Source organism: Deinococcus deserti VCD115 (assembly GCF_000020685.1).
GTDB classification, from domain to species: Bacteria; Deinococcota; Deinococci; order Deinococcales; family Deinococcaceae; genus Deinococcus; species Deinococcus deserti.
In genome coordinates, this window is record NC_012529.1 from 255,915 (window position 1) to 277,629 (window position 21,715).

Sequence of the window (21,715 nt, forward strand, 5' to 3'; positions counted from 1 at the left end):
GGAGCGGTCCTGTGCCCAGACGGGTCCTGTTTTCAATCGGCCCAGGCGACGCGAAGCAGTTCGTCTATACCTCCAGGGTCTGCTGCCTGGCAGCGAGGACTTGCCCCTTTTAGGAAGCCAGCGCCAATTCCAGAAAAACAGAAGTCTGTTCCACATCCTGTGCACCTTGTGGCCCGCACACGCGCAGGAATGCTCTAATACCTCCTCGTGAGCGCCATCATGGTTCAGGGCTGCACCAGCAATGCAGGAAAGTCATATCTGGCGGCCGCCCTCTGCCGCATCCTGGCGGACGAGGGCCTGCGGGTCGCCCCCTTTAAGGCCCAGAACATGAGCAACAACGCTGGCGTCACCCCGGCTGGCCTGGAGATGGGCCGCGCCCAGCTGGTGCAGGCCCGCGCCGCACGTGTCATCCCCGACGTTCGCATGAACCCCGTGCTGCTCAAGCCCGAGGCCGATACCCGCTCTCAGGTGGTGCTGCTGGGGAAAGCCAATCCCGAAATCACGGCGCTGCCCTGGCGCGAACGCAAGCCGCAGCTGTGGCCTTATGTTCAGGACAGTCTGCACAGTCTGCTGGATGAGTTCGACGTGGTGGTCATCGAGGGTGCGGGCAGCCCGGCTGAAGTCAACCTGCGCACATCGGACATCGTGAATATGCGGGTGGCCCGGGAGGCCCGCGCTGCGGTGCTGCTTGCCTGCGACATCGACCGTGGCGGGGCGTTTGCCCACCTGCTGGGCACCTGGCATTGCCTGATTCCCGAAGAACGTGAGCTGCTCAAGGGGTTTATCCTCAACCGCTTCAGAGGCGACGCCCGGCTGCTCTCCCCCGCTCCGGAATGGCTGTGCGAGCAGACCGGCGTGCCGACCGTGGGCGTCGTGCCCTGGCTGAACATTCCCTTGCCTGAGGAGGACGGAGTGGCCCTGGAACGTTCTCAGGCGCCGGACGGCCCCGCTGGGTTTGTGGCCATCGCCCGGCTGCCGAGAATGTCCAACCTGGACGAGTTCGCCCCGCTGGGAGAGCGGGCCCGCTGGGTCAGTCGCCCGGAAGAGTTGAGCGGCGCCCAGGCGGTCATCATTCCAGGCAGCAAAAGCACCGCTTCGGATCTGGGCTGGCTGCGGCAGAGTGGGCTGGCCGGAGCGATCACCCGGATGGCAGCAGCGGGCGTGCCGGTGCTGGGCGTCTGCGGGGGCCTGCAGATGCTGGGACGGCGCGTACACGATCCCCACGGTGTCGAAGGCGGGGGCGAAGCCTCAGGACTGGGCCTGCTGGACCTGGAAACCGAATTCGCCTTCGACAAGACCACCCGCCTGACCCACCTCACCGACGCCGAAACCGGCCTTGCTCTGGAGGGTTACGAGATTCATCACGGGCAGACCCGCTCCGGGCCAGGCGTGCAGGAACTCGCACCGGGACTGCTGTGGCGCTCCGGCAACGTGCGCGGCACCTACCTGCACGGTCTGCTGGAAAATCCGGCCTACCTGGAGCGCTTCCTGGGCTGGGCCGGGTTGCCGGCGCCAGTGGGACTTGACAGTCTGGACGCCCGGCTCGACGCCATTGCCGGTCAGGTGAAAGCCAGCCTGGACTGGCCGTACGTGCAGGCCCTGCTGTGAAGAGCCGGATCGTGTTCGTGACCGGAGGCGCACGCAGCGGGAAGAGTGCCTTTGCCGAACGCTACGCGGCCCGTTCAGGTCAGCTGGTCACCTACCTGGCCACCGCCCAGGCCTTCGACGAGGAAATGAAAGACCGCATTTCGCGCCACCGGTCAGAGCGCCCCGCGGACTGGCCTACGCGCGAAGAGCCGCTGGACGTGCCCGCTGCCCTGAACGCGGTGTCCACCCCCACAGTCCTGCTCGATTGCCTGAGCCTGTGGGCCAGCAACCTGATGTTCGCCGGGCACTCTGACGACGGCATCCTGGCACAGACCACCCAGTTGCTGGAAGCTGCGCGCGCCCGGCCCGGCACTACTATTCTCGTGACCAATGAAGTCGGATTCGGCATCGTGCCGGACAACGCCCTGGCCCGCCGCTACCGTGACGTCCTGGGCTGGGTCAACCAGCGCTGCGCTGCGGCCAGTGACGAGGCGTATCTGGTGGTCAGCGGGCTGACACTGACCCTGAAAGGAACTCCCTATGACCATTTCTGACCTGGCTTCCACCACCATGTCCACCCTGATTCAGGCCGTTCAGCCTGCTGATGCCGCGGCCATGAATGCCGCCCGGACGCGGCAGACGCAGCTCACCAAACCAGCTGGCGCCCTGGGGGACCTTGAAGAGCTGGCTGTGCGACTGGCTGGAGTCTTCGGCACCGACCGTCCCCACCCACGTGGAGTTGCCGTGATCGTGGCTGCCGGAGACCATGGCGTGGCAGCTGACGGAGTCAGTGCGTACCCGGCGGAGGTGACGCCAGCCATGGTGGCCAACTTCCTGGCCGATACGCCAGCTGGTCCGGGCGGCGCAGCGGTCAATGCCCTGGCCCGCACGGTCGGCGCGCGGGTCTATGTCATGGACGCAGGCGTAAACGCCGATCTGCCGAAGCACCCGGCCCTGGTGCGCGCTGCCCGGCGGCGTGGCACGAGGAATCTACGCATCGAGGCTGCCATGACCCGGGAGGAGACAGAAGCCTTGATTCTCGCTGGCGCGGCGCTGGCCCGGCAGGCGATTGCAAACGGCGCCGACCTGCTGATTCCTGGCGAGATGGGCATCGGCAACACCACGCCCGCCGCGGCCCTGACGGCCCGGCTGCTGGGTCTGGACGCGGCCGAGGTGACGGGCCGCGGCACAGGTGTGGACGATGACCGGCTGTCTCATAAGGTGAATGTGATCCGCGAGGCGCTGGCCCGGACAGACGCGAGCGACCCGCTGGAAGTTCTGGCCGAATTTGGCGGTTTCGAGATAGCAGCCATGCTGGGCGTGATGCTTCAGGCCGCGGCACTGCGCCGGGCGGTGATCCTCGACGGCTTTGTGGAAGGGTCGGCAGCGCTGGTGGGTGTTGCCCTGGCCCCGGCACTGCGTGACTACCTGTTTCCTGCTGGAGAGTGCGCAGAGGCAGGTCACGCGGCACAGTTGGAGTTTCTTAACCTCTCCCCCATGTTCCGCCTTGGCCTGCGATTGGGTGAAGGTACTGGAGGCGTGCTGGCCGCCCCTTTGCTGCTGTCAGCGGCAGCAACCCTGCGAGAAATGCGGACTTTTGCGGAGGCAGGAATCCCGACCTGAGGCGAAACATCACGTGAAATTTTGCACAGTAGGCGCCTGATTAGACAAGGTACGGTGGGCCCTACGCACTCTCCAACAGGTCGTGGCCACCGTGTTCCGCACGGGGTTAGGCCAGCATTCCCTGAACTCCCTCAATGGAGTGCTGGTGGTCAGGCTCTCCCTCACAGGGACCTGTTCGCCCCGGAGTCCTATGACGAAGCGCGCCTCTTCCCTGGTTCTGCTCGCTCCCCTGGTCCTCGCCCCCCTGCTCGCGGCCTGCAGTTCCGGTCAGCCCGAGAGCGTCGCCACCTCCCCGTCTCCTGCCCAGCACGCAGTCGGTCCTCTCCTGGCAGGCCCTGAGGCAGGGAGACAGCGGCCGTGATGTCGTAACCCTGCAGTACCTGCTGCGTTACCGCGGCTATAGCCTGAGCGTAGACGGTGCCTTCGGGCCCGGTACCGACAGCGCAGTTCGCAGCTTCCAGAGCAGCAGAGGCCTGGTGGTGGACGGCATTGTGGGGGGAAACACCTGGGAAAAACTGATTGCCACTGTGCAGCAGGGAGACAGCAACACTGCTGTGCGGGCTGTGCAGGATCAGCTGCGCAATGGCTACGGCTACGGCAGTGTCACGATCGACGGGGTTTTCGGCAGCGGCACCAACTCTGCCGTAAGGGACTTTCAGAGCAAACGTGGCCTCGGCGTGGACGGAGTCGTAGGCCTGAATACCTGGCACAGCCTGGTCACCGGGAGCAGCACCGGAGGCACTGGCACCACCGCCAGTCTGGCCAATCAGATCCTGAACAACACCCGCATTACCCTGGGGACCAGCAGCAGCACCAGCGGCGGCAGCCCACGTCAGTACATCGTGGACACCGCCAATGGGCTTCCGGCCAAACGTGGCTGTGCCAGCAACGCCAACTGCGGCCTGACGGTGTACCTGAAGCGCTCGATGCTGCAGGGCATGCTGAACATGGCCAACGCGGGCAACCGCTTTTACATCACGTCGGTTGCTGGTGGCGTGCACTCCACCTACTCGGACCATTACGCTGGTCTGGCACTGGACATCGGCATCTGGAACGGCACCAGCCTTTCGACCCCCAACAGCGCGCACACCGCCGCACGCAACGCCTGCATCGCGGCGGGATCTGATCCGAGCCAGACGTTTAACGCCTATAACGACGCTTCCGGCGGTCACAACAATCACGTCCACTGCGCCTGGAACTGAAGCTCAGAAGCCGGGACAGGTGCTCTGACCCCCTGCCTGCCCGGCAGCCAAACCCATCCATAGGGTTTTCGGCAACTTGTGGAACAGGGCGCCGTCCTGCCCTCACGGTCCATAAGCCCCCCAAGGAGCACCATGAACACATTGTTGACACGCCGTGACCTGTTGCGGTGGGGCGCCCTGCTGGGAGGCAGCACTCTGCTCGCGAGCTGCGGTCTGCAGGCCCCACCCATGGCTGACTTGCCTCTGAACACGCAGGCAGTTACTGCACCAAGCATTTCCAGCACGTCCACCTGGAAGGCCCAGGCGCCCAGAGAGGCCATCACGCTGCTGAGTGCGCGGCCCACCCGCATTATCGTTCACCATACCGCCAGTGCCAATGTCACCGACTACTCGCAGGCCCAGGCGTTTACCCTGGCGCGTTCTATCCAGCAGAGCCATTTCGACCGGGGCTGGATTGATTCCGGCCAGCAGTTCACCATCAGCCGGGGAGGCTACGTCGTCGAAGGACGCCACCGCAGCCTCGAAGCGGCCCAGGGCGGCACCCATCATGTACGCGGTGCTCACTGTGACGGATTTAACGACGTGGCCGTGGGCATCGAGAACGAAGGCACCTACATGACAGTTTCGCCGCCCGCTGGCCAGTACTCGGCGCTGGTGAGTCTGTGCGCGTGGCTGTGTCAGCACTACGGCATTCCGGCCACCGAACTCTACGGGCACCGGGATTTCAACACCACGGCCTGCCCAGGAGATCTGCTGTACGGTCAGCTGCCTCAGCTGCGGCGGGATGTGGCCACCCGGCTGGGCGTCACCGTCAGAATCTGGCCCACCACCCGCAGCGGCCAGACAGGCGAACGTGTTCGCAGCGCCCAGCGCCTGCTGGTCTCTCATGGGCAGAGCCTGACCGCCGACGGCAGCTACGGACCAGCCACAGCCAGCGCAGTCAGCGCCTTCCAGAGCGGCGCCGGGCTGACGCCAGACGGTGTCATCGGATCAGCCACCTGGGAGCGGCTGATCCGCACGGTGCGCCGCGGCGACAGCGGGCCGGCCGTACAGGCGGCGCAGGGCCAGCTCGCCGCCCGGGGGTATGGAGTGACAGCAGACGGAGTTTTTGGTGCTGGGACTGAGTCCGCGGTCCGAAGTTTCCAGTCCAGCCGTGGCCTGACCTCAGACGGCATTGTCGGGCCCAACACCTGGCATGCGCTGGAAAGCTGATCCGGACTGCCTGACACACAGGACTTCATCCAAACAGAGCGCTTTTTCTGGGCCCGCGTCCCTTCCAACGCACCGGGGGTAACCGGCTGGTGACAAACCAGCCCTCAGGTAAAGACTGTTCCAACATTCCCGTCACCGCTCTCCCCTGGCCAAAGGGAGTTGGGGCGGTCGACCTGACGAGGTCAACCATGAAGTTTCGCTGCCTTGCCCTCCTGCTCCCATTCCTCCTTGCAGCCTGCTCCAGGCAGGCACAGGTTCTACCTGCTGATCTGGCAGGCTCCCCAAAAACCACGCCCCCGACCCTGCGCGCGCAGTCCACCGGCTACTGGGTGTCCGGCACATACTCGAATGCCTACGGCGCGCGGTACTACCGCCTATGGGTGCCAGCCGGGTATGACGGCACCACTGCGCGCCCCGTGATGGTCATGCTGCATGGCTGCAAGCAGGACGGCTACGACTTCGCGGCCGGCACTCGCATGAATGCCCTCGCTGACGCCCGGAACTTTCTTGTGTTGTATCCCGAGCAGGGGACGGCCTACAACAGCTACGACTGCTGGAACTGGTTTTACGACGTCAACCAGCGCCGCGGTTCAGGCGAGCCGTCAATTATCGCTGGCATGATCTCACTGGTCAAAAGCAAGTACCGCGTGGATGCTGCCCGCGTGGGCGTGGCTGGGCTGTCCGCTGGCGCCGCCATGGCCAACATCATGGGCTGCACCTATCCTGATCACATCCGCAAGGTAGCCGCGTTTGCAGGTGTGATGTACCGGGGCGCCATTTCAGCCACGGGCGCGACCAGCACCATGAGCTCCGGCAGTCCGTACGACCCGAACGAACGTGGCACCTCCTGCTACAACGAGATGAGCACCAGTAAGCGCGTGATGCCGACCCTGTTGTTCCACGGTAGCTCTGACGGTACCGTCAGTATCACCAACACGCACCAGACCGGCGCGCAATGGGCCCAGACCAGCGACCTGGCCTACGACAGCCTGGATGACAGCGACATCGATAACACCGCAGACGCCAGTGCCAGCGGCACGGCCTGCCGCTCGTACACCCGCTACGACTATAGAAACAGTGCCACGGGGGGCACCGTCATGCAGAAGTACATCATCAGCGGTCTGGGGCATGCCTGGTCGGGCGGAAGCACCGCCGGGTCCTATGCCGATCCGTGCGGACCGGACGCCAGCACACTGGTGGCTAACTTTTTCGGCTTTTGAGCGCCCTGACACATCCAGCTGGACATACGGCAGGCCCTCTTCCTGTTGACTCTGCCCGGAGTCAGCTGCCGGTCCGGGCTGACAGAAGGCTGACAGACCAGTGACGCCCGCCTGACAAACGTCAGGCACTCTGTCAGGCATGAAGAAGACCTTCCTCATGGGCCTGGCCCTGATGATGACCGCCTCCGCTGCCAGCGCCCAGAGTCTCACTGGCGCTGGGGCCAGCTTCCCCTATCCCCTGTACAGCAAGATGTTCGCCGAATACAAGAAAGACAAAGGCGTGGACGTGAACTATCAGTCGGTGGGCTCTGGTTCCGGCCAGAAGCAGATCACCGAACGCACCGTGGACTTCGCCGGCAGCGACAACCCCATGAGCGACGAACAGCTCAAGGCCGCGCCGGACAAACTGCTGCACATTCCCACCGCTATCGGCGCAGTTGTGCCCGCCTACAACCTGCCCGGCGTGACCGAGCCGGTCAAGTTCACCGGACAGGTCCTGGCTGACATCTACCTGGGCAAGATCCGCCTCTGGAACGACAAGAAGATCGCTGCCCTCAACCCCGGAGTTACCCTGCCCCCACTGCCTATTCAGGTGGCACGCCGCAGTGACGGTTCCGGCACCACCTACGTGTTCGCCGACTACCTGGCCAAGATGAGCAGCGAGTGGAAAAGCAAGGTGGGCGTGGGCAACAGCCTGCAGTGGCCAGTGGGCACCGGCGCCAAAGGCAACGACGGCGTGGCCGGCATCGTGAAAAGCACGCCCGGCTCCATCGGTTACGTGGAACTGGTGTATGCCAAGCAGAACAAGCTGACCTACGGCAGCCTGCGCAACCGCGCCGGTAAGTTCATTCTGGCCGACAACGGTCCTGCCAGCCTCGCCGCACAGGGCGTGGTCATTCCGGCCGACACCCGCGTGAGCATCACCAACAGCGCCAATGCCGGCGCCTACCCGATTGCCAGCTTCACCTACGTGATCTTCTACCAGGACCAGAAGTACGGTAACCGCACCGAAGCGCAGGCCAAGGCACTCAAGAACCTGCTGTCCTGGATGGTCTCCACCGGCCAGCAGTACAACGAGGCGCTGGATTACGCCAAGCTTCCGTCCACGGTCGCCAGCAAGGCACGCAGCATCATTGGCAAGATGACGTACGGCGGCAAGAAAATCTAAATCTCCCGCACTTCCACGGGGCGGCCTCCAACGCGGGGCCGCCCATTGCCGTGGTCTCCAGACACCTTCCCCGGCCAGGTTCCGGCCTATGCCTGAAGCCCTGACGTTTCCCTGACCTGCGTCCTATGAACTGTAGCCACCCACTCCGGAGGGGACCACACGCCCATGACCCAACCCACCAATCCCCAACCCACCAATCCCCAACCCACCACGACCCCGCCGTCCCGCGCCCGGCTATCGAGCCGCAGTGACCGGGCCTTCGAACTGGTGATCCTGGCGCTGTCCAGCATCATCGTGCTGGTTTTTGTGCTGAGCCTGTACCTGCTGGGCAAGGAGTCGTGGCCGGCGCTGCAGCGCTTTGGCCTGGAGTTCTTTACGCAGCGCACCTGGAACCCGGTGAACAGTCAGTTTGGAGCCGCCGCTATGATTGCAGGCACCCTGGTGACCAGTCTGGTGGCGCTGATCATCAGCGTTCCGCTGGCCATCGCCAGTGCGCTGTTTGTGGCGGAGTACGCTCCAAAATGGCTGGCCAATCCGGTCGGCTACCTTATTGAACTGCTGGCTGCGGTGCCCAGTGTGGTGTACGGCCTGTGGGCCCTGTTTGTGGTCGCACCGATCCTGGGGCGCTGGCAGACCAGCTTCTTCGTCAATCCGGAGAACCTGCAGCTGCTGACCCGCTGTCAGGACCTGTGGAACAACAACCAGACCACCCTCCAGTGCTTCTTTGTGCCGCCCAGTGCCAGCGGGCGCGGCCTGGCGCTGGCCATTGTGATTCTGACGGTCATGATCCTGCCGTATACCGCGTCGGTGGCGCGTGACGTGATCCGGCTGGTGCCGCAGGACCAGCGTGAAGCGATGTACGCGCTGGGAGCGACCAAGTGGGAAGTGATCAGCCGCGCGATTCTGCCCTACGCCCGCGCCGGCATCATGGGCGGCGTGATCCTGGCCCTGGGCCGCGCGCTCGGCGAGACGCTGGCGGTGGCCATGGTCATCGGCGACAGCCAGGACATCCTGAAAAGCATCTGGGGCAACGCGAGCACCATGGCCAGCGTGATTGCCAACCAGTTCGGCGACGCACAGGAGACCCTGCACCGTTCAAGCGTCGTGACGCTGGGCTTTGCTCTGTTCTTCCTGAGTGTGCTCGTGAACTTCGTGGCCAGGCTAGTCATCGCGCGCCTGACGCCGCAGGGGATCAAATGACGCGCGCCGATGCGGCTCCCGGGGGCAATAAGGTTCTGCTCTCGCCTGCCCGCCGGATCAAGAACCTGCTGATGGGCGGGCTGATTCTGCTGGCCACACTGCTGGTGGTGGCACCACTGATTCTGATTTTCGCCTACCTGCTGCGCGAGGGTGTTGGCGCACTGAACGCCGACTTCTTTACCAAGACGCCGGCCCCGGAAGGCGAAACCGGCGGCGGGCTGCTCAACGCCATCACCGGCAGCCTGACCATGCTTGGCATGGCCAGCGTGATCGGCGTGGTGGTCGGCGTGGCCGGCGGCATCTTTCTTGCCGAGTATCCCCGGCACCCGCTGATGCCGACCATCAGGATGCTGAGTGACGTGCTGGCCGGCATTCCAGCCATTGTGATGGGTCTGGTCGCCTACGGCCTGATTGTGCTGACTTTCGGATTTTCCGGGCTGGCGGGCGCCCTGGCACTGGGCTTCCTGATGATTCCCATCGTGGTGCGCACCACCGAGGAAGTGCTGAAACTGGTGCCGCATACCGTGCGCGAGGCGGGTATGGCCCTGGGACTGCCGCAGTGGCTGGTCATCCTCAAGATCGTGCTGCCTGCTGCTGCTGGCGGCATCGTGACGGGCGTGATGCTGGCGCTGGCGCGCGTGGCCGGCGAAGCGGCGCCGCTGCTCTTTACGGCCTTCGGCAATCCCAATGTGAACCTCAACCCGCTCGAACCCATGAGCGCCCTGCCGCTCGAGATCTACCGCGGTGCCACCAGCGCCTACGACGAGAACCAGCGTATGGCCAAGGCCGGAGCACTGCTGCTGATCAGCCTGATCTTCGTCACCAGTCTGCTGGCGCGCCGCTTCAGCCGCCGCTGACCGTTTCCCGATTTCAAGGAGCCCTGACCTACCTATGACCACCCTGCTCAGCGCCAACGACGTGAACATCTACTACGGCGACAAACATGCCGTGAAAAACGTCAACCTGGAGTTCGCACGCGGCACCGTGAATGCCCTGATCGGCCCGTCGGGCTGCGGCAAAACGACCTTCCTGCGGGCGATCAACCGTATGCATGACCTGACCCCCGGCGCCCGGGTGACGGGCCGGATTATCCTGGACGGTCAGGACGTCTACGAGCCCGGCGTCGACCCGGTGGCCATGCGCCGGCGGGTCGGCATGGTGTTTCAGAAGCCCAATCCCTTCCCCACCATGAGCGTCTTTGACAACGTGGTGGCCGGCCTGAAGCTGGCTGGAATGCGCGACCGCAAGCAACTGATGGACGTTGCCGAACGGTCCCTGCGCGGCGCAGCGCTGTGGGACGAGGTCAAAGACCGCCTTTCCTCACCCGCTACCGGTCTGTCCGGCGGGCAGCAGCAGCGGCTATGCATCGCCCGTGCCCTGGCGGTGGAGCCTGAAATCCTGCTGATGGACGAGCCCACCAGTGCACTTGACCCGGCCAGCACGGCCCGCATCGAGGACCTGATGACCGACCTGAAGAAGGTCACCACCATCGTGATTGTGACGCACAACATGCATCAGGCGGCGCGCGTCAGCGATACCACCTCGTTCTTCCTGGTAGGCGACATGGTCGAGCACGGCGCGACCGCGCAGATCTTTCAGGCGCCCCGGGATGAGCGCACCGAAGCTTACGTGTCAGGGCGCTTCGGTTGAATCGCCCTTAACAGCAAAAGAGAGCCGTCCCCAGCTGGACGGCTCTCTTTTGCTCCCTGGAGGTCGCCGGGATCAGCTCAGCAGGGTCATGAAGGCCTGAAACGTGCCCAGCGCGTGCGGGTGGGCCGGCAGCAGCATCTCCGGGTGCCACTGCACCGCGATCAGGCCGTCGCCTTCCACAGCCTCGACCAGTCCGTCGGGAGCCGTGGCGGCCACACGCAGGGTGGGAGCCAGCTGCTTGAGCGCCTGATGATGGTAGGAGTTGATATACGCCCGTTCACCGTGAGCGGCGTACAGCCGCGTTCCGGAGGTGAAGGTCACCTCATGCCCCAGAGCGGGAGGCCGGGCCATCTGGGAGTGATCCACCCAGAACTCGGCAGCGTCCGGCAGGTGCTGCCAGAGGGTGCCGCCCTCGAGGACGTTGATCATCTGGGCGCCCCGGCAGATGCCGAACACGGGCTTGCCCAGGGCGCGAGCCGCACGGTACAGCGCGGTTTCAAAGGCGTCGCGCTCCTCATCCACATCTCCCAGGCCCCGCGTGGGCACCTCTCCGAAATGACGCGGGTGGACGTCTACCCCGCCGGTCAGCAGGACCGCGTCCACCTTTGCAGCGTAGGTGTCGGCCAGATCAACCAGGGTGGGCAGCAGCAGCGGCAGGCCGCCGACGGCTTCCACGCCTTCGGCGTAGCGGCGCGACGTGCCGTTGAACAGTCGGCCCAGCGCAGCCTCCTGGGGTTGTGAGGTGCTCAGGCCTATCAGAGGGCGTGCAGACATACCCGCAGAATAGGGTCCGGGCCCGCTGTGCACAGCGGGCCCCGGAAACGAGGAGGTTTTCAGGTGCTCTGCAGCTGAAGCCTGGCCTGTTCCTGCAGCTGACGCCACGCCACCTTACCGGTGGGGCTACGCGGCAGGCTGTCGACGAACTGGTAGTCGCGCGGGACCTTGTAGGTTGCCATCTGCTCACGCGCCCAGTCCTGCAGTTCCTCGGCCGTGATCTGATGCCCGGCCTTCAGGACAATCAATGCCTGGGCCCGTTCGCCAGTGCGCTCGTCGGGCAGGGCAATCACGCACGCTTCCTGCACCGCCGGGTGGTCGTGCAGCTTGTTTTCCACTTCTGCGGGCCAGACCTTCATGCCCGAGACGTTCACCATGCGCTTGAGGCGGTCGGTGAAGAAGAAGTAGCCCTCATCGTCCATGTAGCCCAGGTCACCCGTGCGGAAAAATGCTTTGCCGTCAATCGTGATAAACGCGTTGGCCGTGTCGTCCTGCCGGTTCCAGTAGCCCTGCATCACCTGCGGGCCATGAATAATCACTTCGCCCACCTGCCCGGCTGGCAGCTCGGTGCCGCTGTCAAAATCCATGATGCGGGCGTCCACATTGAACAGCGGAATGCCCATGCACTGCAGCTTCTGGCGGTCTTTGGGGTTGGTGTGCGACTGCGCCATGGTCTCGGTCAGGCCGTAGCCCTCGATGTACTTGATCCCGGTCAGGTCCAGAAGCCGTTGACCAATAGCCTGAGGCAGGCTCGCGCCGCCGCCTGTGATGTTGCGGACGCTTTTCAGGTCCGCCGCGTCAAAGGTGGGCGAGGCCATCAGGTCCACGATCATGGTGGGCGTATTGGTCCACAGCGTGATCTGGTGATCACGGATCAGCTGCCGCGCGGCGTCGCGGTCCCAGCGCGACATGATGTAAACGGTCCCGCCAGCGTTCAGCATCGTCAGCAGGCTGTTGACGAAGCCGGTGACGTGAAAGAAAGGCAGCGCGGCCAGCGAGCGGTCCTCGACGTTGCCGTCCACCCACACGCCGGCCCCGAATACATTGGCTTGCACGCTGCCGTGCGTGTGCATGCAGCCTTTAGGCAGGCCGGTGGTGCCGGAGGTGTAGGGCATGACACACAGGTCGTCGCTGCTGACGTCCGCTGCGGGCGCGGCGGCGTGCTGCAACGCTTCTTCCAGGGTCACGTCGCCCGGTTGCAGCGAGGGGGTGACGTCCAGGCCCTCGGGCAGAGGAATGCGCGCCGTCTCGCGGTCGGTGCCGAGCATGATGTTGGCGGCAACGACATGGCCCAGCCCGGCCTGCTTGGCCTTCTCGTACAGCTCGGCGCCGACAATGCCCACCTGAATCCCGGCGTCCTGCAGGAAAAATCCGAACTCGCGCGCCTGAAGCATGGGGGCCAGCGGAACGACCACGGCGCCCAGGTGCCACACGGCGTGGGCGCTGACTGCCCACGCCGGGCTGTTCTGCATCCAGACCGCGACACGGTCACCCTTCCGGACACCCTGGCTGGCCAGATGACCTGCGAGGCGTTCGGCCTGCTCGCGAAGTTCGCGGTACGACACGCTGCGGCCGTAGTGCCACAGCGCCGTCTTGAACGGGTAGCGGTCCGAGGTCACCCGCAGGTTGTGCATCAGGCCGGTCTGCGGCAGGGTCAGGGTGCGGGGCTTGTGGGGGGGCCAGTAGCGGGTGGGTACCGTGGAATCAGTCATGTCAGGACCTCCTGAAAAAGAGCGGCAGGGCCGCCTGTTGAAGGGAGAAATAGGATTGTGCGTGGTCAAAAGTGTAACTCACGCCCTGCCGGGGCAGGCTACAGGCGCCATCGCGAGCGTCGGTTAAGGTTTCTCCGTGCCAGACGGACTTCACGGCCGCACGACTAAACATGCGTGCTGGACGGCATTTTTCAGAGCGTCCGTCCGTAAAGGACGTGCTGGCCGGGCTTCGCTGTTTCCGACCCCCTTCACAGCGGCGAGGGGATATGTCATGCTGCTCACCATGACGAAAAAGTCTGCGAAAGCCCCCGCCAAGAAGCCCGCTGCCAGCGCCAAGGCTGCCCCCAAGAAGGGTGCTGTGGCCGCTGAGAGCAACAAGGTCGCCAAGACCCAGCTCGTGGAAATGGTCGCCGACCGCACCGGCCTGACCAAGAAGCAGAGCGAGGAAGCCGTCAGCACCATGCTGGAGAGCATCGTGGGCGCCCTGCGTGAAGGCAAGAGCGTCGGCATGCCCGGCCTCGGAACCCTGAGCGTCAAGCAGACCGCCGCCCGTACCGGCGTGCGCCCCGGCACCAGCGAGAAGATCCAGATTCCCGCCGGCAAGAAAGTGGCCTTCAAGGTCGCCAGCACCCTCAAGGGCAACCTGTAAGCCTGAGTACCGACCGGACGCGTCCCCGCCTGAAAAGGCGGGGGCGTCCTTTTGCAGGGGGTCACTCAGCGCCATGACCGGAGCGCGGTCTCCAGATGATGAATCTCGTTGAACGAATCCAGGCTGATCCGCCCGCCACCAAAGGTAAAGCGCGTCACGCTGCCGTTGCGGACCCGCCAGTTCAGGGCCAGCGCTGCCGCATCCGGGGCACCGAGGGCCAGCGCCACGCTGAGGCCGATCACGCCGCCGCTGGTCACGGCGAGCACGGTGCTTCCCGGCGGAAATTTCAGAATGTCACCCATGACCGCGCGAACACGCGCCTGGAAGGCCGCCCAGCCCTCGACTTCCGGGTGGGTCACCGAGCCGGCCTGCCACTGGGCAGCCAGGGTTTCGAGGTACTTCTGAAAGGCGCGGTTGCGCTCAGGTCCTCCTCCCTGCTGCGCGGCGAAGGCCTCTCCAAGAGCGGCGAACTCCGGGTCGCGCGCCGCGAGCATAGGTGCCAGCGTGCGAATCAGCCCGTCACCGTCATATTCGGCCAGCCGGGCGTCCTCCTGGGGCGCCGGCCAGTCGGCCGCTCCTGCCAGCTGGGCGGTGCGCCGCTGACGCACCAGTGGTCCATGCAGCACGTGGGTGGGCATGACGCCCTCAGCACGGAGGGCGGCGCCCACCACGCGGGCCTGCTCCTCGCCCAGGCTGGAGAGCCGGTCGGTGTCGGCTTCAAAGGGTGTGGCCTGCCCATGCCGGACCAGAATCAGTTCACTCATGACGGCCCTGCGCCCTCCAGCGCCTGAATGCGGCTCCAGGCTTCGCGGATCAGCCACTCGGCCTGACCAGCCAGTGGCGCAAAGCGGGGATCATTGGTCTGGCCGGCGCGGTAACGCGCGAAGATCTGCAGCACAATCACGGCCAGCTTGAAGTGGCCCAGCACCTCGTACCAGGTCACCGACTGCGGCGTGACTGTCCGCCCGGTGCGCTGCGCGTAGCGGGCAATAAACGCCTCTCGGCTCAGGTAACCCTGGTCTGCTCCTGCTGCGCCGATGCGGTTGCTGGCCCCGCCCGGCTGCTCAGGCATGGTCCAGTAGGTCAGGGTCAGGCCCAGGTCCACCAGCGGATCGCCCACGGTGGTCATTTCCCAGTCCAGCAGCGCCACCACCCGCGAGGGGTCGGCCGGGTCGAACATCAGGTTGTCGAGCTTGAAGTCGTTGTGCACGAGCGTGTGGGCGCTCTCGGCCGGGGTATGGGCTTCCAGCCAGGCAATGACGTCCTCGTCATGCAGGTCGTGCGGAGGAGGCAGGTCGCCACTGTCTTGCAGCAGCTCCCGCGCCCGGCGCCAGCGGCCGGCCCAGCCCTGGACCTGCCGGGTGTTAAAGCCCTCGGGGCGTCCGATGGCCCGCAGCCCGGCCGCGTCGATATCCACGGCATGCAGGTCCGAGAGCGTGTCTACGAGTGCTTCGGAGAGCTGCCGTGGAGCGTCCGCATTCGCGGCGAACGCGGCCGGCAGCGACGAGCGCACCACCTCGCCGCGGCGGCGCTCCATGAGGTAGAAGGGTGTGCCCAGGACCTCCGGGTCCTCGATCAGCACTTCCGGGCGCGGGGCGACCGGCAGCACCGGATGAATCCGCTCAAGCAGGTGGTACTCGCGGGCCATGTCGTGCGCGCCCTTGGCGACGGGCCCCAGCGGTGCGCGGCGCAACACGTATTCCTGTTCACCGGCTCTCAGCAGGTAGGTCAGGTTGGAAAAGCCTCCGGGAAACTGCTCGGCACTCAGGGCTTCCAGGTCACCCGGAAGGCGGCCACGCAGGGCCTCGCGCAGCCGGTCGAGGGGCAGCTCCTCGCCGGGGCGCATAGGCGCGGAGTCAGGACGGGTCACGGCCGGGCGTCCCCGCTGTAGGCCGCTTGTCCGGAGAGCAGCGCCATGGCCTTGGTGCGGAGGTGACGCATCTTGCTGATCCACTCGTCGTAGTTGTTGGCCTTGTTCTGGAACGACTTCAGTGTGGTCTCGTGGGTGGTGATCAGGAAGCCATCGGCGCGCAGCACGGCCAGGGTCTTCTCAACCAGCTCGTCGGTACTGATCGCGGTCTGCTGCAGGATCGGGGCATTCTGGATCATGGGGGTCCACACGCCTTCCGGGCACAGGCACGCCACCTTGATGCCGCGGTCACCGTAGGTGATGGCCAGCCACTCGGCCAGGGCCAGCGCGGCGTGCTTGGTCACGGCGTAGGGCGCCGAATGCAGCTCGGTCAGCAGACCAGCCGCCGAGGCGGTATTCAGCAGGTGGCCTTCACCCCGCTCCAGCATGTGAGGCAGCACGTGGCGTGCGGCCCAGACGTGGCTCATGAGGTTGACCCGCTGGATCAGGTCCCAGTGACGGTCTTCAGTCTCCGGGCCTTCTCCGATGGCAATTCCGGCGTTGGAGCAGAACAGGTCAATGCGGCCCTCGGTGGCCAGCACGTCCTTGATCAGCCCCTGGACTCCTGCCTCCTGGGCCACGTCGGCCGGTACGAAGCGGGCACCAATGTCAGCGGCCTTCTGCGCGCCGAGCCCCTCATTGCGGTCAGACGCCACGACCGTGGCGCCCTCGGCCACGAAACGGGTGGCCAGCGCGAGCCCGATGCCTGAGGCCGCGCCCGTCACCACGATCACCTTGTTGTGAAAGTCCATGTCTTACTCCCCCTGGGTGTACTTGTCCGGGAACGCCTCGCGTCCCGCCAGCTGCTCTTGAGTCTGCTGAGCCAGCATGCGCACCCGGCCCAGCCAGCGGTCGTGGGTGTTGGCGCGGGACTGGAACGCCTTGAGGGTCATCGGGTGGGTGGTGATCAGGAACTGTCCCTGCTGCAGTCCATCCAGTGCCGCGTGGGCGACCTCATCTGCGCTGATCGCCGCTTCCTGCAGGTGCGGCGCGTTCTCGATGAGGGGGGTCTGCACCCACTCGGGGCACAGCGCCGACACCCTGATGCCGCGGTCACCGTAGGTGATGGCCAGCCACTCGGCAAAAGCCATCGCCTCATGTTTGGTCACGGCGTAGGGAGCGGAATGAACCTCAGTCAGCAGACCGGCAGCGGAAACGGTGTTCAGGAGCGTTCCCTCTCCGCGCTCCAGCATGTGAGGCAACAGGTGACGGGCGGCCCACACGTGGCTCATGAAATTGACCCGCCAGCTCAGATCCCACAGCCGGTCGAGCGGTTCCAGGCCGTTGCCCACAGCAATTCCGGCGTTGGAGCAGAACACGTCGATGCGGCCCTCGGCGGCCAGCACGTCCTCGATCAGCCCCTGGACTCCTGCTTCCTGTCCCACATCGGCAGGTACGAAGCGGGCGCCGAGTTCTGCGGCTTTTGCTGCGCCCTGCTCGGCATTCAGGTCAGAAGCGACGACCACTGCTCCTTCAGCAGCAAATTGAGTCGCCAGTGCCAGCCCGATGCCGGATGCTGAACCCGTGACCACCACCACGCGGTTCTGAAAGGCCATGTCAGCCCCTCCGCATGCTCACGCCATGGCGCCGCAGCTCTTCCTTGGCAACCGTCTCGGTATGCACGATGTCCGGGCCGTCGGCGAGGCGCAGGGTGCGGGCCTGGGCGTACATCATGGCCAGCGGCGTGTCCTGACTGACCCCAGCGCCGCCGAACACCTGAATGGCCCGGTCGATGACTTTCAGCGCCACGTTGGGGGCCACGACCTTGATGGCCGCGATCTGGCCACGGGCTTCCTTGTTGCCCACGGTGTCCATCATGTGCGCGGCCTGCAGGGTCAGCAGCCGGGCCTGGTCGATTTCCATACGGCTGTGGGCGATGGCTTCACGCACGTGCTGGTGCCCGGCCAGTGGTTTGCCGAAAGCGACGCGCTGTGAGGACCGCTCGATCATCAGGCCCAGGGCGCGCTCGGCCTGCCCGATCAGGCGCATGCAGTGGTGGATCCGCCCCGGCCCCAGGCGGCCCTGAGCGATCTCGAAGCCGCGGCCTTCGCCCAGCAGCATGTTGCTGGCCGGCACGCGCACATTCTCGAAGGTCATCTCGGCGTGCCCGTGCGGCGCGTCGTCGTACCCGAAGACCGTCATCATGCGCTCGGTGGTGACCCCGGGCGTATCCATCGGGACCAGGATCATGGACTGCTGCAGGTGACGCTCGGCCGACGGGTCAGTCTTGCCCATAAAAATGCTGATGGTGCAGCGCGGATCACCAGCGCCGCTGGTCCACCACTTGCGCCCGTTGATGACGTACTCGTCGCCGTCACGCACGATGCTGGCCTGAATGTTGGTGGCGTCACTGCTGGCGACTTCCGGCTCGGTCATGGAAAAAGCGCTGCGGATCTCGCCGTTGAGCAGGGGCGTGAGCCACTGCGCTTTCTGCTCGGGCGTGCCGTAGCGGGCCAGAACCTCCATGTTGCCGGTGTCGGGCGCGTTGCAGTTGAAAACTTCAGGCGCCCACCAGACCTGGCCCATGACTTCGCACAGCCGGGCGTATTCCAGATTGGTCAGGCCGCCGCCGTATTTTCCGTCCGGGTCGCTGGAGGGCGGCAGAAACAGATTCCAGAGTCCCTCGGCCTGGGCCTTGGGCTTGAGGTCCTCGATCAGCTGCACATGCTCCCAGCGGTTGCCTTCGTTTACCTGACGGTGAAATTCGGCTTCGTTGGGATAGATGTGCGCGTCCATAAAGGCCGTCAGGCGCCCGTGCAGGTCACGGACGCGGGGCGAGACGTCAAACAGGGTCATAAGGGTTCCTCCTCGGGGGTCAGGGGCCGGAAACCGGCCTGGTTGCCCTCGATGCTGAGCAGAAAGTCGCGGTATCCGGTACCCCTGGCGCTGCGCAGCATTAAGCCCAGCGCCAGGATGCGTTCAAGCAGCGCTTCGGCGCGGCTCAGAAGCGCCGGATCGGGATCGTCGGCCACCTGGGCGGCCAGGGCGGCATCCTCGTCGAACAGTGGCCGGTACGCGGCAAAGGCGGTTGTGGCCTCGAACACAGCCTGGACAGCGAACGTCCCGGCCTCTGTCACGGTCAGCGTGCCGAGCATGACCTCACCGCACTCCAGCGTGTACACGGCGCCAGGATTCATGCCGGGGTCACAGGTACACCCTGAAGATGCTCTCTGCGGTGCACGCGGGCCGGCTTTCCCCTTCAATTTCGATGGTGTTCAGCACCGTGAGCTGCAAGTGGCCGGCGCCGGGCTCGGCCGAGACCAGCACGGCGCGGTTCCGAAGCCTCGTTCCGGAACGGACCGGGGTGATGAAGCGCACCCGGTTCAGGCCGTAATTCACGACCATCCGGGCTCCTTCGATGTGCGGCGCGCCGCCCGTGTTCATGAATTCGCCAGCCAGCATCGACAGGGTCAGGAAGCCGTGAGCGATGGTGGTGCCGAAAGGTCCGGCGGCGGCCCTGGCCGGATCCACGTGGATGAACTGGTGGTCTCCGGTGGCGGCGGCGAACGCGTCGATGCGGTTCTGATCGACCAGAACCCACTCCGACAAGGCGACCTCCTGACCGATGTGATCGGCCACGGTAGAAGGCGTCAGGGTGGTCATACTGCCGTGATGCCGCCGTCGACAGCGATGTTCTGACCAGTCATGTAGGCGCTGGCGTCACTGGCCAGCAGCAGCGTCAGCCCCTTGAGGTCATGCTCGCTGCCCAGCCGGCGCATGGGCGTGTGCTCCAGGATGGACTGCTCGCCGTAGGCCAGGGTGCCCTTGGTCATCTTGGTAGGAAAGTAGCCGGGGCAGATACTGTTGACCGTAATGCCCTTGTCGGCCATTTCAGCGGCCAGAGCGCGGGTGAAGTTCACCAGCCCGCCCTTGGAGGTGTTGTAGGCCAGCGTGGCCGTCATGCGCGGGTCGTTGCCCTGAAGCCCGGCCACACTGGCAATGTTGATGATCCGCCCCTTGCCACGCGGGAGCATGCTGCGGCGCAGCACCTGCTGGGTCAGCAGGAAAGTGCCGTTGAGGTTGACGTTCATGACCTTCATCCAGGCTTCCATGGGGTGCTCGGCCGTGGGTGCTCCCCAGGTCGCTCCGGCGTTGTTGACCAGAATGTCGACATGACCGACCTCAGCCAGAATGCGCTCCACGGTGGGTTCGATATTCTGGAAATCGCCCAGGTCGCCGGCATACACGTGGGCCTGAATGCCCATGCCCTGCAGGTGTGCGCGGGCCTCGTCGAGTTCGTGCTGCTTGCGGGCGGTCAGGACCACGGTGGCGCCGTACTCGCCCAGGGCTTCGGCCATCTGCAGGCCCAGACCACGTGAGCCACCGGTGATCAGGGCGATCCGGCCCGTCAGGTCAAACAGGTTCTTGAGGGTTGAAGACGGCACGGACGCGGGTTCTTGGGGCGGCATAAGACCTCCAGGTGCAGGAACTTGGGCTGAATTGCGGTGCCCGGCCAGCATACGGAGAAATGTACGTGCGCGTCAATTTTGAACGAAAAGGGATATTCCAGGCCCCTGAGGGCTGTACTGAAGTCTCACCCCACCGAATGAAGATTGCGTTAATATAAAAACCATATGGTGCGCCAGATTCTGCTCATAGATGACAATCCCCAGGACCGTGTCCTGGCGGAAGAGGCTTTTGAGCAGGTGTGCGGCGACTGCCACCTGATTACCCAGCCCAGCGGCCCTGAAGCCCTGGAGTATCTGAAGAATGCTGCGGTGCTGCCGGACGTTCTGCTGCTGGACGTGAATATGCCCGGCATGAACGGCTTCGAGGTGTTGGCAGCGTTGAAGGCGGATCCCCGGCTGGCCCTGATTCCAGTGGTCATGCTTTCGACCTCACAGTCGCAGGAAGATGTGGCGCGGTCCTACACGCTGCATGCCAGCTCCTACCTGGTCAAGGCGCCATCCTTCAGCGGCTTCCTGACGCAGATTGAAGCGTTTCTGTCGTACTGGCAGGTCAACCGTGTGGTCGGCACTTCACACTGATTCGGACAGCCTTCACAACCAGTTTGCCCCATCTGTCCTGACGCTGGCCCGTTACGCTGCGGTATGGTCTCCTCTGCCCTCCGCCGTCCTCTGCTGCTGGGCCACCGCGGTTCTCCGAGAGAACATTTAGAAAACAGCCTGAGCGGGTTCCAGGCGGCCCTTGATGCCGGGCTCGACGGGATCGAACTCGATGTGCGCCGCTTGCGAGACGGCACGCTGGTCGTCCACCACGACGCCGTACTGCCAGATGGCCGGGCCCTGACCACCCTGGAGCGCCATCAGTTGCCACCGCAGGTCCCCACCCTGGCGCAGGCCCTGGCCTGGGCAGGCACCACCGGCGCTTACGTCAACGTGGAACTGAAATTTGAGGCCGCACGGCCGGATGACCGGGTAGGCCGCACCCTGGATCTGATCCGTGCTTTTGGCCTGACAGGGCAGGTGATCGTCAGTTCCTTCAATCCCTGGTTGCTGCTGGCCGCACGGCTTGACGCGCCCGAAGTGCCGCGCGCCCTGCTGATCCACCGCTCATACCGCCTTGGACCGCTGGACCTCGTACCCCTGGTGATGCGCTGGACTGACTGTCAGGCCCTTCATCCCCTGCATACCCTGGTGACCCGCAGTCTGATGGCCCAGGCCCGGACACACGGCTGGCGGGTCAACGCCTGGACAGTCAACAGCCTTCAGGAGGTGCAGCGGCTCTGCGGCCTGGAAGTCGACGGTCTGATCGGAGACCTGCCGCCTGTGCTGCTCAGTGCCCGCCCGGCGCCTGGAGACAAAGCCCGAAGCGCTGACCGGTCGTGAGCCATGCCCCGCTTGGTCAG

The 21,715-nt window shown here is 65.1% G+C and carries 23 protein-coding genes and 1 pseudogene; 14 read left to right on the forward strand and 10 right to left on the reverse strand.

Features of this window, described 5'->3' with window-relative positions; all coding sequences use genetic code 11:
* The first annotated feature begins 219 nt into the window (after nt 1-219).
* The 11 genes and pseudogenes from DEIDE_RS15770 (at nt 220) to pstB (ending at nt 10,862) form a co-directional block, all read left to right on the forward strand.
* Nucleotides 220-1,608: a cobyric acid synthase gene (locus tag DEIDE_RS15770; RefSeq protein ID WP_012695322.1), complete on the forward strand. Its 1,389-nt coding sequence runs from the start codon at nt 220-222 to the stop codon at nt 1,606-1,608.
* The gene (cobU, locus tag DEIDE_RS15775) at nt 1,605-2,141 is read left to right on the forward strand and encodes a bifunctional adenosylcobinamide kinase/adenosylcobinamide-phosphate guanylyltransferase (RefSeq protein WP_012695323.1); all 537 of its coding nucleotides are present in this window, start codon (nt 1,605-1,607) and stop codon (nt 2,139-2,141) included. The genes DEIDE_RS15770 and cobU overlap by 4 nt, the downstream gene beginning before the upstream one ends.
* Complete coding sequence (gene cobT / locus DEIDE_RS15780) at nt 2,128-3,210, forward strand: nicotinate-nucleotide--dimethylbenzimidazole phosphoribosyltransferase (protein ID WP_041227894.1); 1,083 nt, start codon at nt 2,128-2,130, stop codon at nt 3,208-3,210. Before cobU ends, cobT begins: the two co-directional genes overlap by 14 nt.
* 404 nt (nt 3,211-3,614) lie before the next feature.
* Nucleotides 3,615-3,668, forward strand: a pseudogene (locus DEIDE_RS19930) (peptidoglycan-binding domain-containing protein); the annotation flags it as partial.
* 18 nt (nt 3,669-3,686) lie between these two features.
* The gene (locus tag DEIDE_RS15785; protein ID WP_012695325.1) at nt 3,687-4,412 is read left to right on the forward strand and encodes a peptidoglycan-binding domain-containing protein; all 726 of its coding nucleotides are present in this window, start codon (nt 3,687-3,689) and stop codon (nt 4,410-4,412) included.
* A 132-nt stretch (nt 4,413-4,544) separates the two neighbouring features.
* Nucleotides 4,545-5,624, forward strand: a complete 1,080-nt coding sequence (locus tag DEIDE_RS15790; protein WP_012695326.1) for a peptidoglycan recognition protein family protein — start codon at nt 4,545-4,547, stop codon at nt 5,622-5,624.
* A gap of 188 nt (nt 5,625-5,812) precedes the next feature.
* The gene (locus tag DEIDE_RS15795) at nt 5,813-6,844 is read left to right on the forward strand and encodes an extracellular catalytic domain type 1 short-chain-length polyhydroxyalkanoate depolymerase (RefSeq protein WP_083764303.1); all 1,032 of its coding nucleotides are present in this window, start codon (nt 5,813-5,815) and stop codon (nt 6,842-6,844) included.
* 139 nt (nt 6,845-6,983) lie between these two features.
* A complete protein-coding gene (gene pstS / locus DEIDE_RS15800; RefSeq protein ID WP_012695328.1) occupies nt 6,984-8,012 on the forward strand; it encodes a phosphate ABC transporter substrate-binding protein PstS in 1,029 nt (342 codons plus the stop codon).
* Between the two features lie 165 nt (nt 8,013-8,177).
* The gene (gene pstC, locus DEIDE_RS15805; RefSeq protein WP_012695329.1) at nt 8,178-9,212 is read left to right on the forward strand and encodes a phosphate ABC transporter permease subunit PstC; all 1,035 of its coding nucleotides are present in this window, start codon (nt 8,178-8,180) and stop codon (nt 9,210-9,212) included.
* Nucleotides 9,209-10,069, forward strand: a complete 861-nt coding sequence (gene pstA, locus DEIDE_RS15810; protein ID WP_012695330.1) for a phosphate ABC transporter permease PstA — start codon at nt 9,209-9,211, stop codon at nt 10,067-10,069. The genes pstC and pstA overlap by 4 nt, the downstream gene beginning before the upstream one ends.
* Before the next feature lie 34 nt (nt 10,070-10,103).
* Complete coding sequence (gene pstB, locus DEIDE_RS15815) at nt 10,104-10,862, forward strand: phosphate ABC transporter ATP-binding protein PstB (RefSeq protein ID WP_012695331.1); 759 nt, start codon at nt 10,104-10,106, stop codon at nt 10,860-10,862.
* 72 nt (nt 10,863-10,934) lie between these two features.
* On the opposite strand, the gene DEIDE_RS15820 is transcribed toward pstB, so the two are convergent.
* A complete protein-coding gene (locus DEIDE_RS15820) occupies nt 10,935-11,636 on the reverse strand; it encodes a gamma-glutamyl-gamma-aminobutyrate hydrolase family protein (protein WP_012695332.1) in 702 nt (233 codons plus the stop codon).
* A 59-nt stretch (nt 11,637-11,695) separates the two neighbouring features.
* Nucleotides 11,696-13,348 carry a long-chain fatty acid--CoA ligase gene (locus DEIDE_RS15825; RefSeq protein ID WP_012695333.1) on the reverse strand — a complete coding sequence of 551 codons (1,653 nt, stop codon included), beginning with the start codon at nt 13,346-13,348 and terminating at the stop codon, nt 11,696-11,698.
* A gap of 271 nt (nt 13,349-13,619) precedes the next feature.
* On the opposite strand from DEIDE_RS15825, the gene DEIDE_RS15830 reads away from it, so the two are divergent.
* Nucleotides 13,620-13,997, forward strand: a complete 378-nt coding sequence (locus DEIDE_RS15830; RefSeq protein WP_012695334.1) for an HU family DNA-binding protein — start codon at nt 13,620-13,622, stop codon at nt 13,995-13,997.
* A 65-nt stretch (nt 13,998-14,062) separates the two neighbouring features.
* Here DEIDE_RS15830 and DEIDE_RS15835 read toward each other — a convergent pair whose 3' ends face one another.
* The 8 genes from DEIDE_RS15835 to DEIDE_RS15870 are packed head-to-tail and all read right to left on the reverse strand — an operon-like array spanning nt 14,063 to nt 20,315.
* On the reverse strand, nt 14,063-14,761 hold the full coding sequence (locus DEIDE_RS15835) for a histidine phosphatase family protein (protein ID WP_012695335.1): 699 nt from the start codon (nt 14,759-14,761) through the stop codon (nt 14,063-14,065).
* Nucleotides 14,758-15,867, reverse strand: a complete 1,110-nt coding sequence (locus tag DEIDE_RS15840; RefSeq protein WP_012695336.1) for a phosphotransferase family protein — start codon at nt 15,865-15,867, stop codon at nt 14,758-14,760. Before DEIDE_RS15840 ends, DEIDE_RS15835 begins: the two co-directional genes overlap by 4 nt.
* On the reverse strand, nt 15,864-16,658 hold the full coding sequence (locus tag DEIDE_RS15845) for an SDR family oxidoreductase (RefSeq protein WP_012695337.1): 795 nt from the start codon (nt 16,656-16,658) through the stop codon (nt 15,864-15,866). The genes DEIDE_RS15840 and DEIDE_RS15845 overlap by 4 nt, the downstream gene beginning before the upstream one ends.
* Before the next feature lie 3 nt (nt 16,659-16,661).
* Nucleotides 16,662-17,462, reverse strand: a complete 801-nt coding sequence (locus DEIDE_RS15850; RefSeq protein WP_012695338.1) for an SDR family oxidoreductase — start codon at nt 17,460-17,462, stop codon at nt 16,662-16,664.
* 1 nt (nt 17,463) lies between these two features.
* Nucleotides 17,464-18,702, reverse strand: coding sequence for an acyl-CoA dehydrogenase family protein (locus DEIDE_RS15855; protein ID WP_012695339.1), 1,239 nt, complete (start codon nt 18,700-18,702; stop codon nt 17,464-17,466).
* The gene (locus tag DEIDE_RS15860) at nt 18,699-19,043 is read right to left on the reverse strand and encodes a hypothetical protein (protein WP_041227896.1); all 345 of its coding nucleotides are present in this window, start codon (nt 19,041-19,043) and stop codon (nt 18,699-18,701) included. Before DEIDE_RS15860 ends, DEIDE_RS15855 begins: the two co-directional genes overlap by 4 nt.
* Before the next feature lie 7 nt (nt 19,044-19,050).
* Nucleotides 19,051-19,509 carry a MaoC family dehydratase gene (locus DEIDE_RS15865; protein ID WP_012695341.1) on the reverse strand — a complete coding sequence of 153 codons (459 nt, stop codon included), beginning with the start codon at nt 19,507-19,509 and terminating at the stop codon, nt 19,051-19,053.
* Entirely contained in the window at nt 19,506-20,315 is an 810-nt protein-coding gene (locus tag DEIDE_RS15870; protein ID WP_012695342.1) for an SDR family oxidoreductase, read from the reverse strand. Before DEIDE_RS15870 ends, DEIDE_RS15865 begins: the two co-directional genes overlap by 4 nt.
* Before the next feature lie 165 nt (nt 20,316-20,480).
* Here DEIDE_RS15870 and DEIDE_RS15875 point away from each other — a divergent pair, with 165 nt between their 5' ends.
* Together DEIDE_RS15875 and DEIDE_RS15880 are read left to right on the forward strand one after the other, a co-directional pair.
* Complete coding sequence (locus tag DEIDE_RS15875; RefSeq protein ID WP_041227898.1) at nt 20,481-20,894, forward strand: response regulator; 414 nt, start codon at nt 20,481-20,483, stop codon at nt 20,892-20,894.
* Nucleotides 20,895-20,957: 63 nt separating this feature from the next.
* The gene (locus tag DEIDE_RS15880; protein WP_012695344.1) at nt 20,958-21,695 is read left to right on the forward strand and encodes a glycerophosphodiester phosphodiesterase; all 738 of its coding nucleotides are present in this window, start codon (nt 20,958-20,960) and stop codon (nt 21,693-21,695) included.
* Nucleotides 21,696-21,715 lie beyond the last annotated feature (20 nt).

Excerpts from the sequence above, each read along its gene's own strand:
- DEIDE_RS15830 (WP_012695334.1), top strand. The coding sequence starts at position 13,620 with ATGCTGCTCACCATGACGAAAAAGTCTGCGAAAGCCCCCGCCAAGAAG.
- DEIDE_RS15870 (WP_012695342.1), bottom strand. The coding sequence starts at position 20,315 with ATGCCGCCCCAAGAACCCGCGTCCGTGCCGTCTTCAACCCTCAAGAAC.
- pstS (WP_012695328.1), top strand. The coding sequence starts at position 6,984 with ATGAAGAAGACCTTCCTCATGGGCCTGGCCCTGATGATGACCGCCTCC.
- DEIDE_RS15835 (WP_012695335.1), bottom strand. The coding sequence starts at position 14,761 with ATGAGTGAACTGATTCTGGTCCGGCATGGGCAGGCCACACCCTTTGAA.
- cobT (WP_041227894.1), top strand. The coding sequence starts at position 2,128 with ATGACCATTTCTGACCTGGCTTCCACCACCATGTCCACCCTGATTCAG.
- DEIDE_RS15845 (WP_012695337.1), bottom strand. The coding sequence starts at position 16,658 with ATGGACTTTCACAACAAGGTGATCGTGGTGACGGGCGCGGCCTCAGGC.
- DEIDE_RS15860 (WP_041227896.1), bottom strand. The coding sequence starts at position 19,043 with ATGAATCCTGGCGCCGTGTACACGCTGGAGTGCGGTGAGGTCATGCTC.
- DEIDE_RS15795 (WP_083764303.1), top strand. The coding sequence starts at position 5,813 with ATGAAGTTTCGCTGCCTTGCCCTCCTGCTCCCATTCCTCCTTGCAGCC.
- pstC (WP_012695329.1), top strand. The coding sequence starts at position 8,178 with ATGACCCAACCCACCAATCCCCAACCCACCAATCCCCAACCCACCACG.
- DEIDE_RS15790 (WP_012695326.1), top strand. The coding sequence starts at position 4,545 with ATGAACACATTGTTGACACGCCGTGACCTGTTGCGGTGGGGCGCCCTG.
- DEIDE_RS15820 (WP_012695332.1), bottom strand. The coding sequence starts at position 11,636 with ATGTCTGCACGCCCTCTGATAGGCCTGAGCACCTCACAACCCCAGGAG.
- DEIDE_RS15825 (WP_012695333.1), bottom strand. The coding sequence starts at position 13,348 with ATGACTGATTCCACGGTACCCACCCGCTACTGGCCCCCCCACAAGCCC.
- DEIDE_RS15770 (WP_012695322.1), top strand. The coding sequence starts at position 220 with ATGGTTCAGGGCTGCACCAGCAATGCAGGAAAGTCATATCTGGCGGCC.
- pstA (WP_012695330.1), top strand. The coding sequence starts at position 9,209 with ATGACGCGCGCCGATGCGGCTCCCGGGGGCAATAAGGTTCTGCTCTCG.
- DEIDE_RS15850 (WP_012695338.1), bottom strand. The coding sequence starts at position 17,462 with ATGGCCTTTCAGAACCGCGTGGTGGTGGTCACGGGTTCAGCATCCGGC.
- DEIDE_RS15880 (WP_012695344.1), top strand. The coding sequence starts at position 20,958 with ATGGTCTCCTCTGCCCTCCGCCGTCCTCTGCTGCTGGGCCACCGCGGT.
- DEIDE_RS15855 (WP_012695339.1), bottom strand. The coding sequence starts at position 18,702 with ATGACCCTGTTTGACGTCTCGCCCCGCGTCCGTGACCTGCACGGGCGC.
- pstB (WP_012695331.1), top strand. The coding sequence starts at position 10,104 with ATGACCACCCTGCTCAGCGCCAACGACGTGAACATCTACTACGGCGAC.
- DEIDE_RS15875 (WP_041227898.1), top strand. The coding sequence starts at position 20,481 with ATGGTGCGCCAGATTCTGCTCATAGATGACAATCCCCAGGACCGTGTC.
- DEIDE_RS15865 (WP_012695341.1), bottom strand. The coding sequence starts at position 19,509 with ATGACCACCCTGACGCCTTCTACCGTGGCCGATCACATCGGTCAGGAG.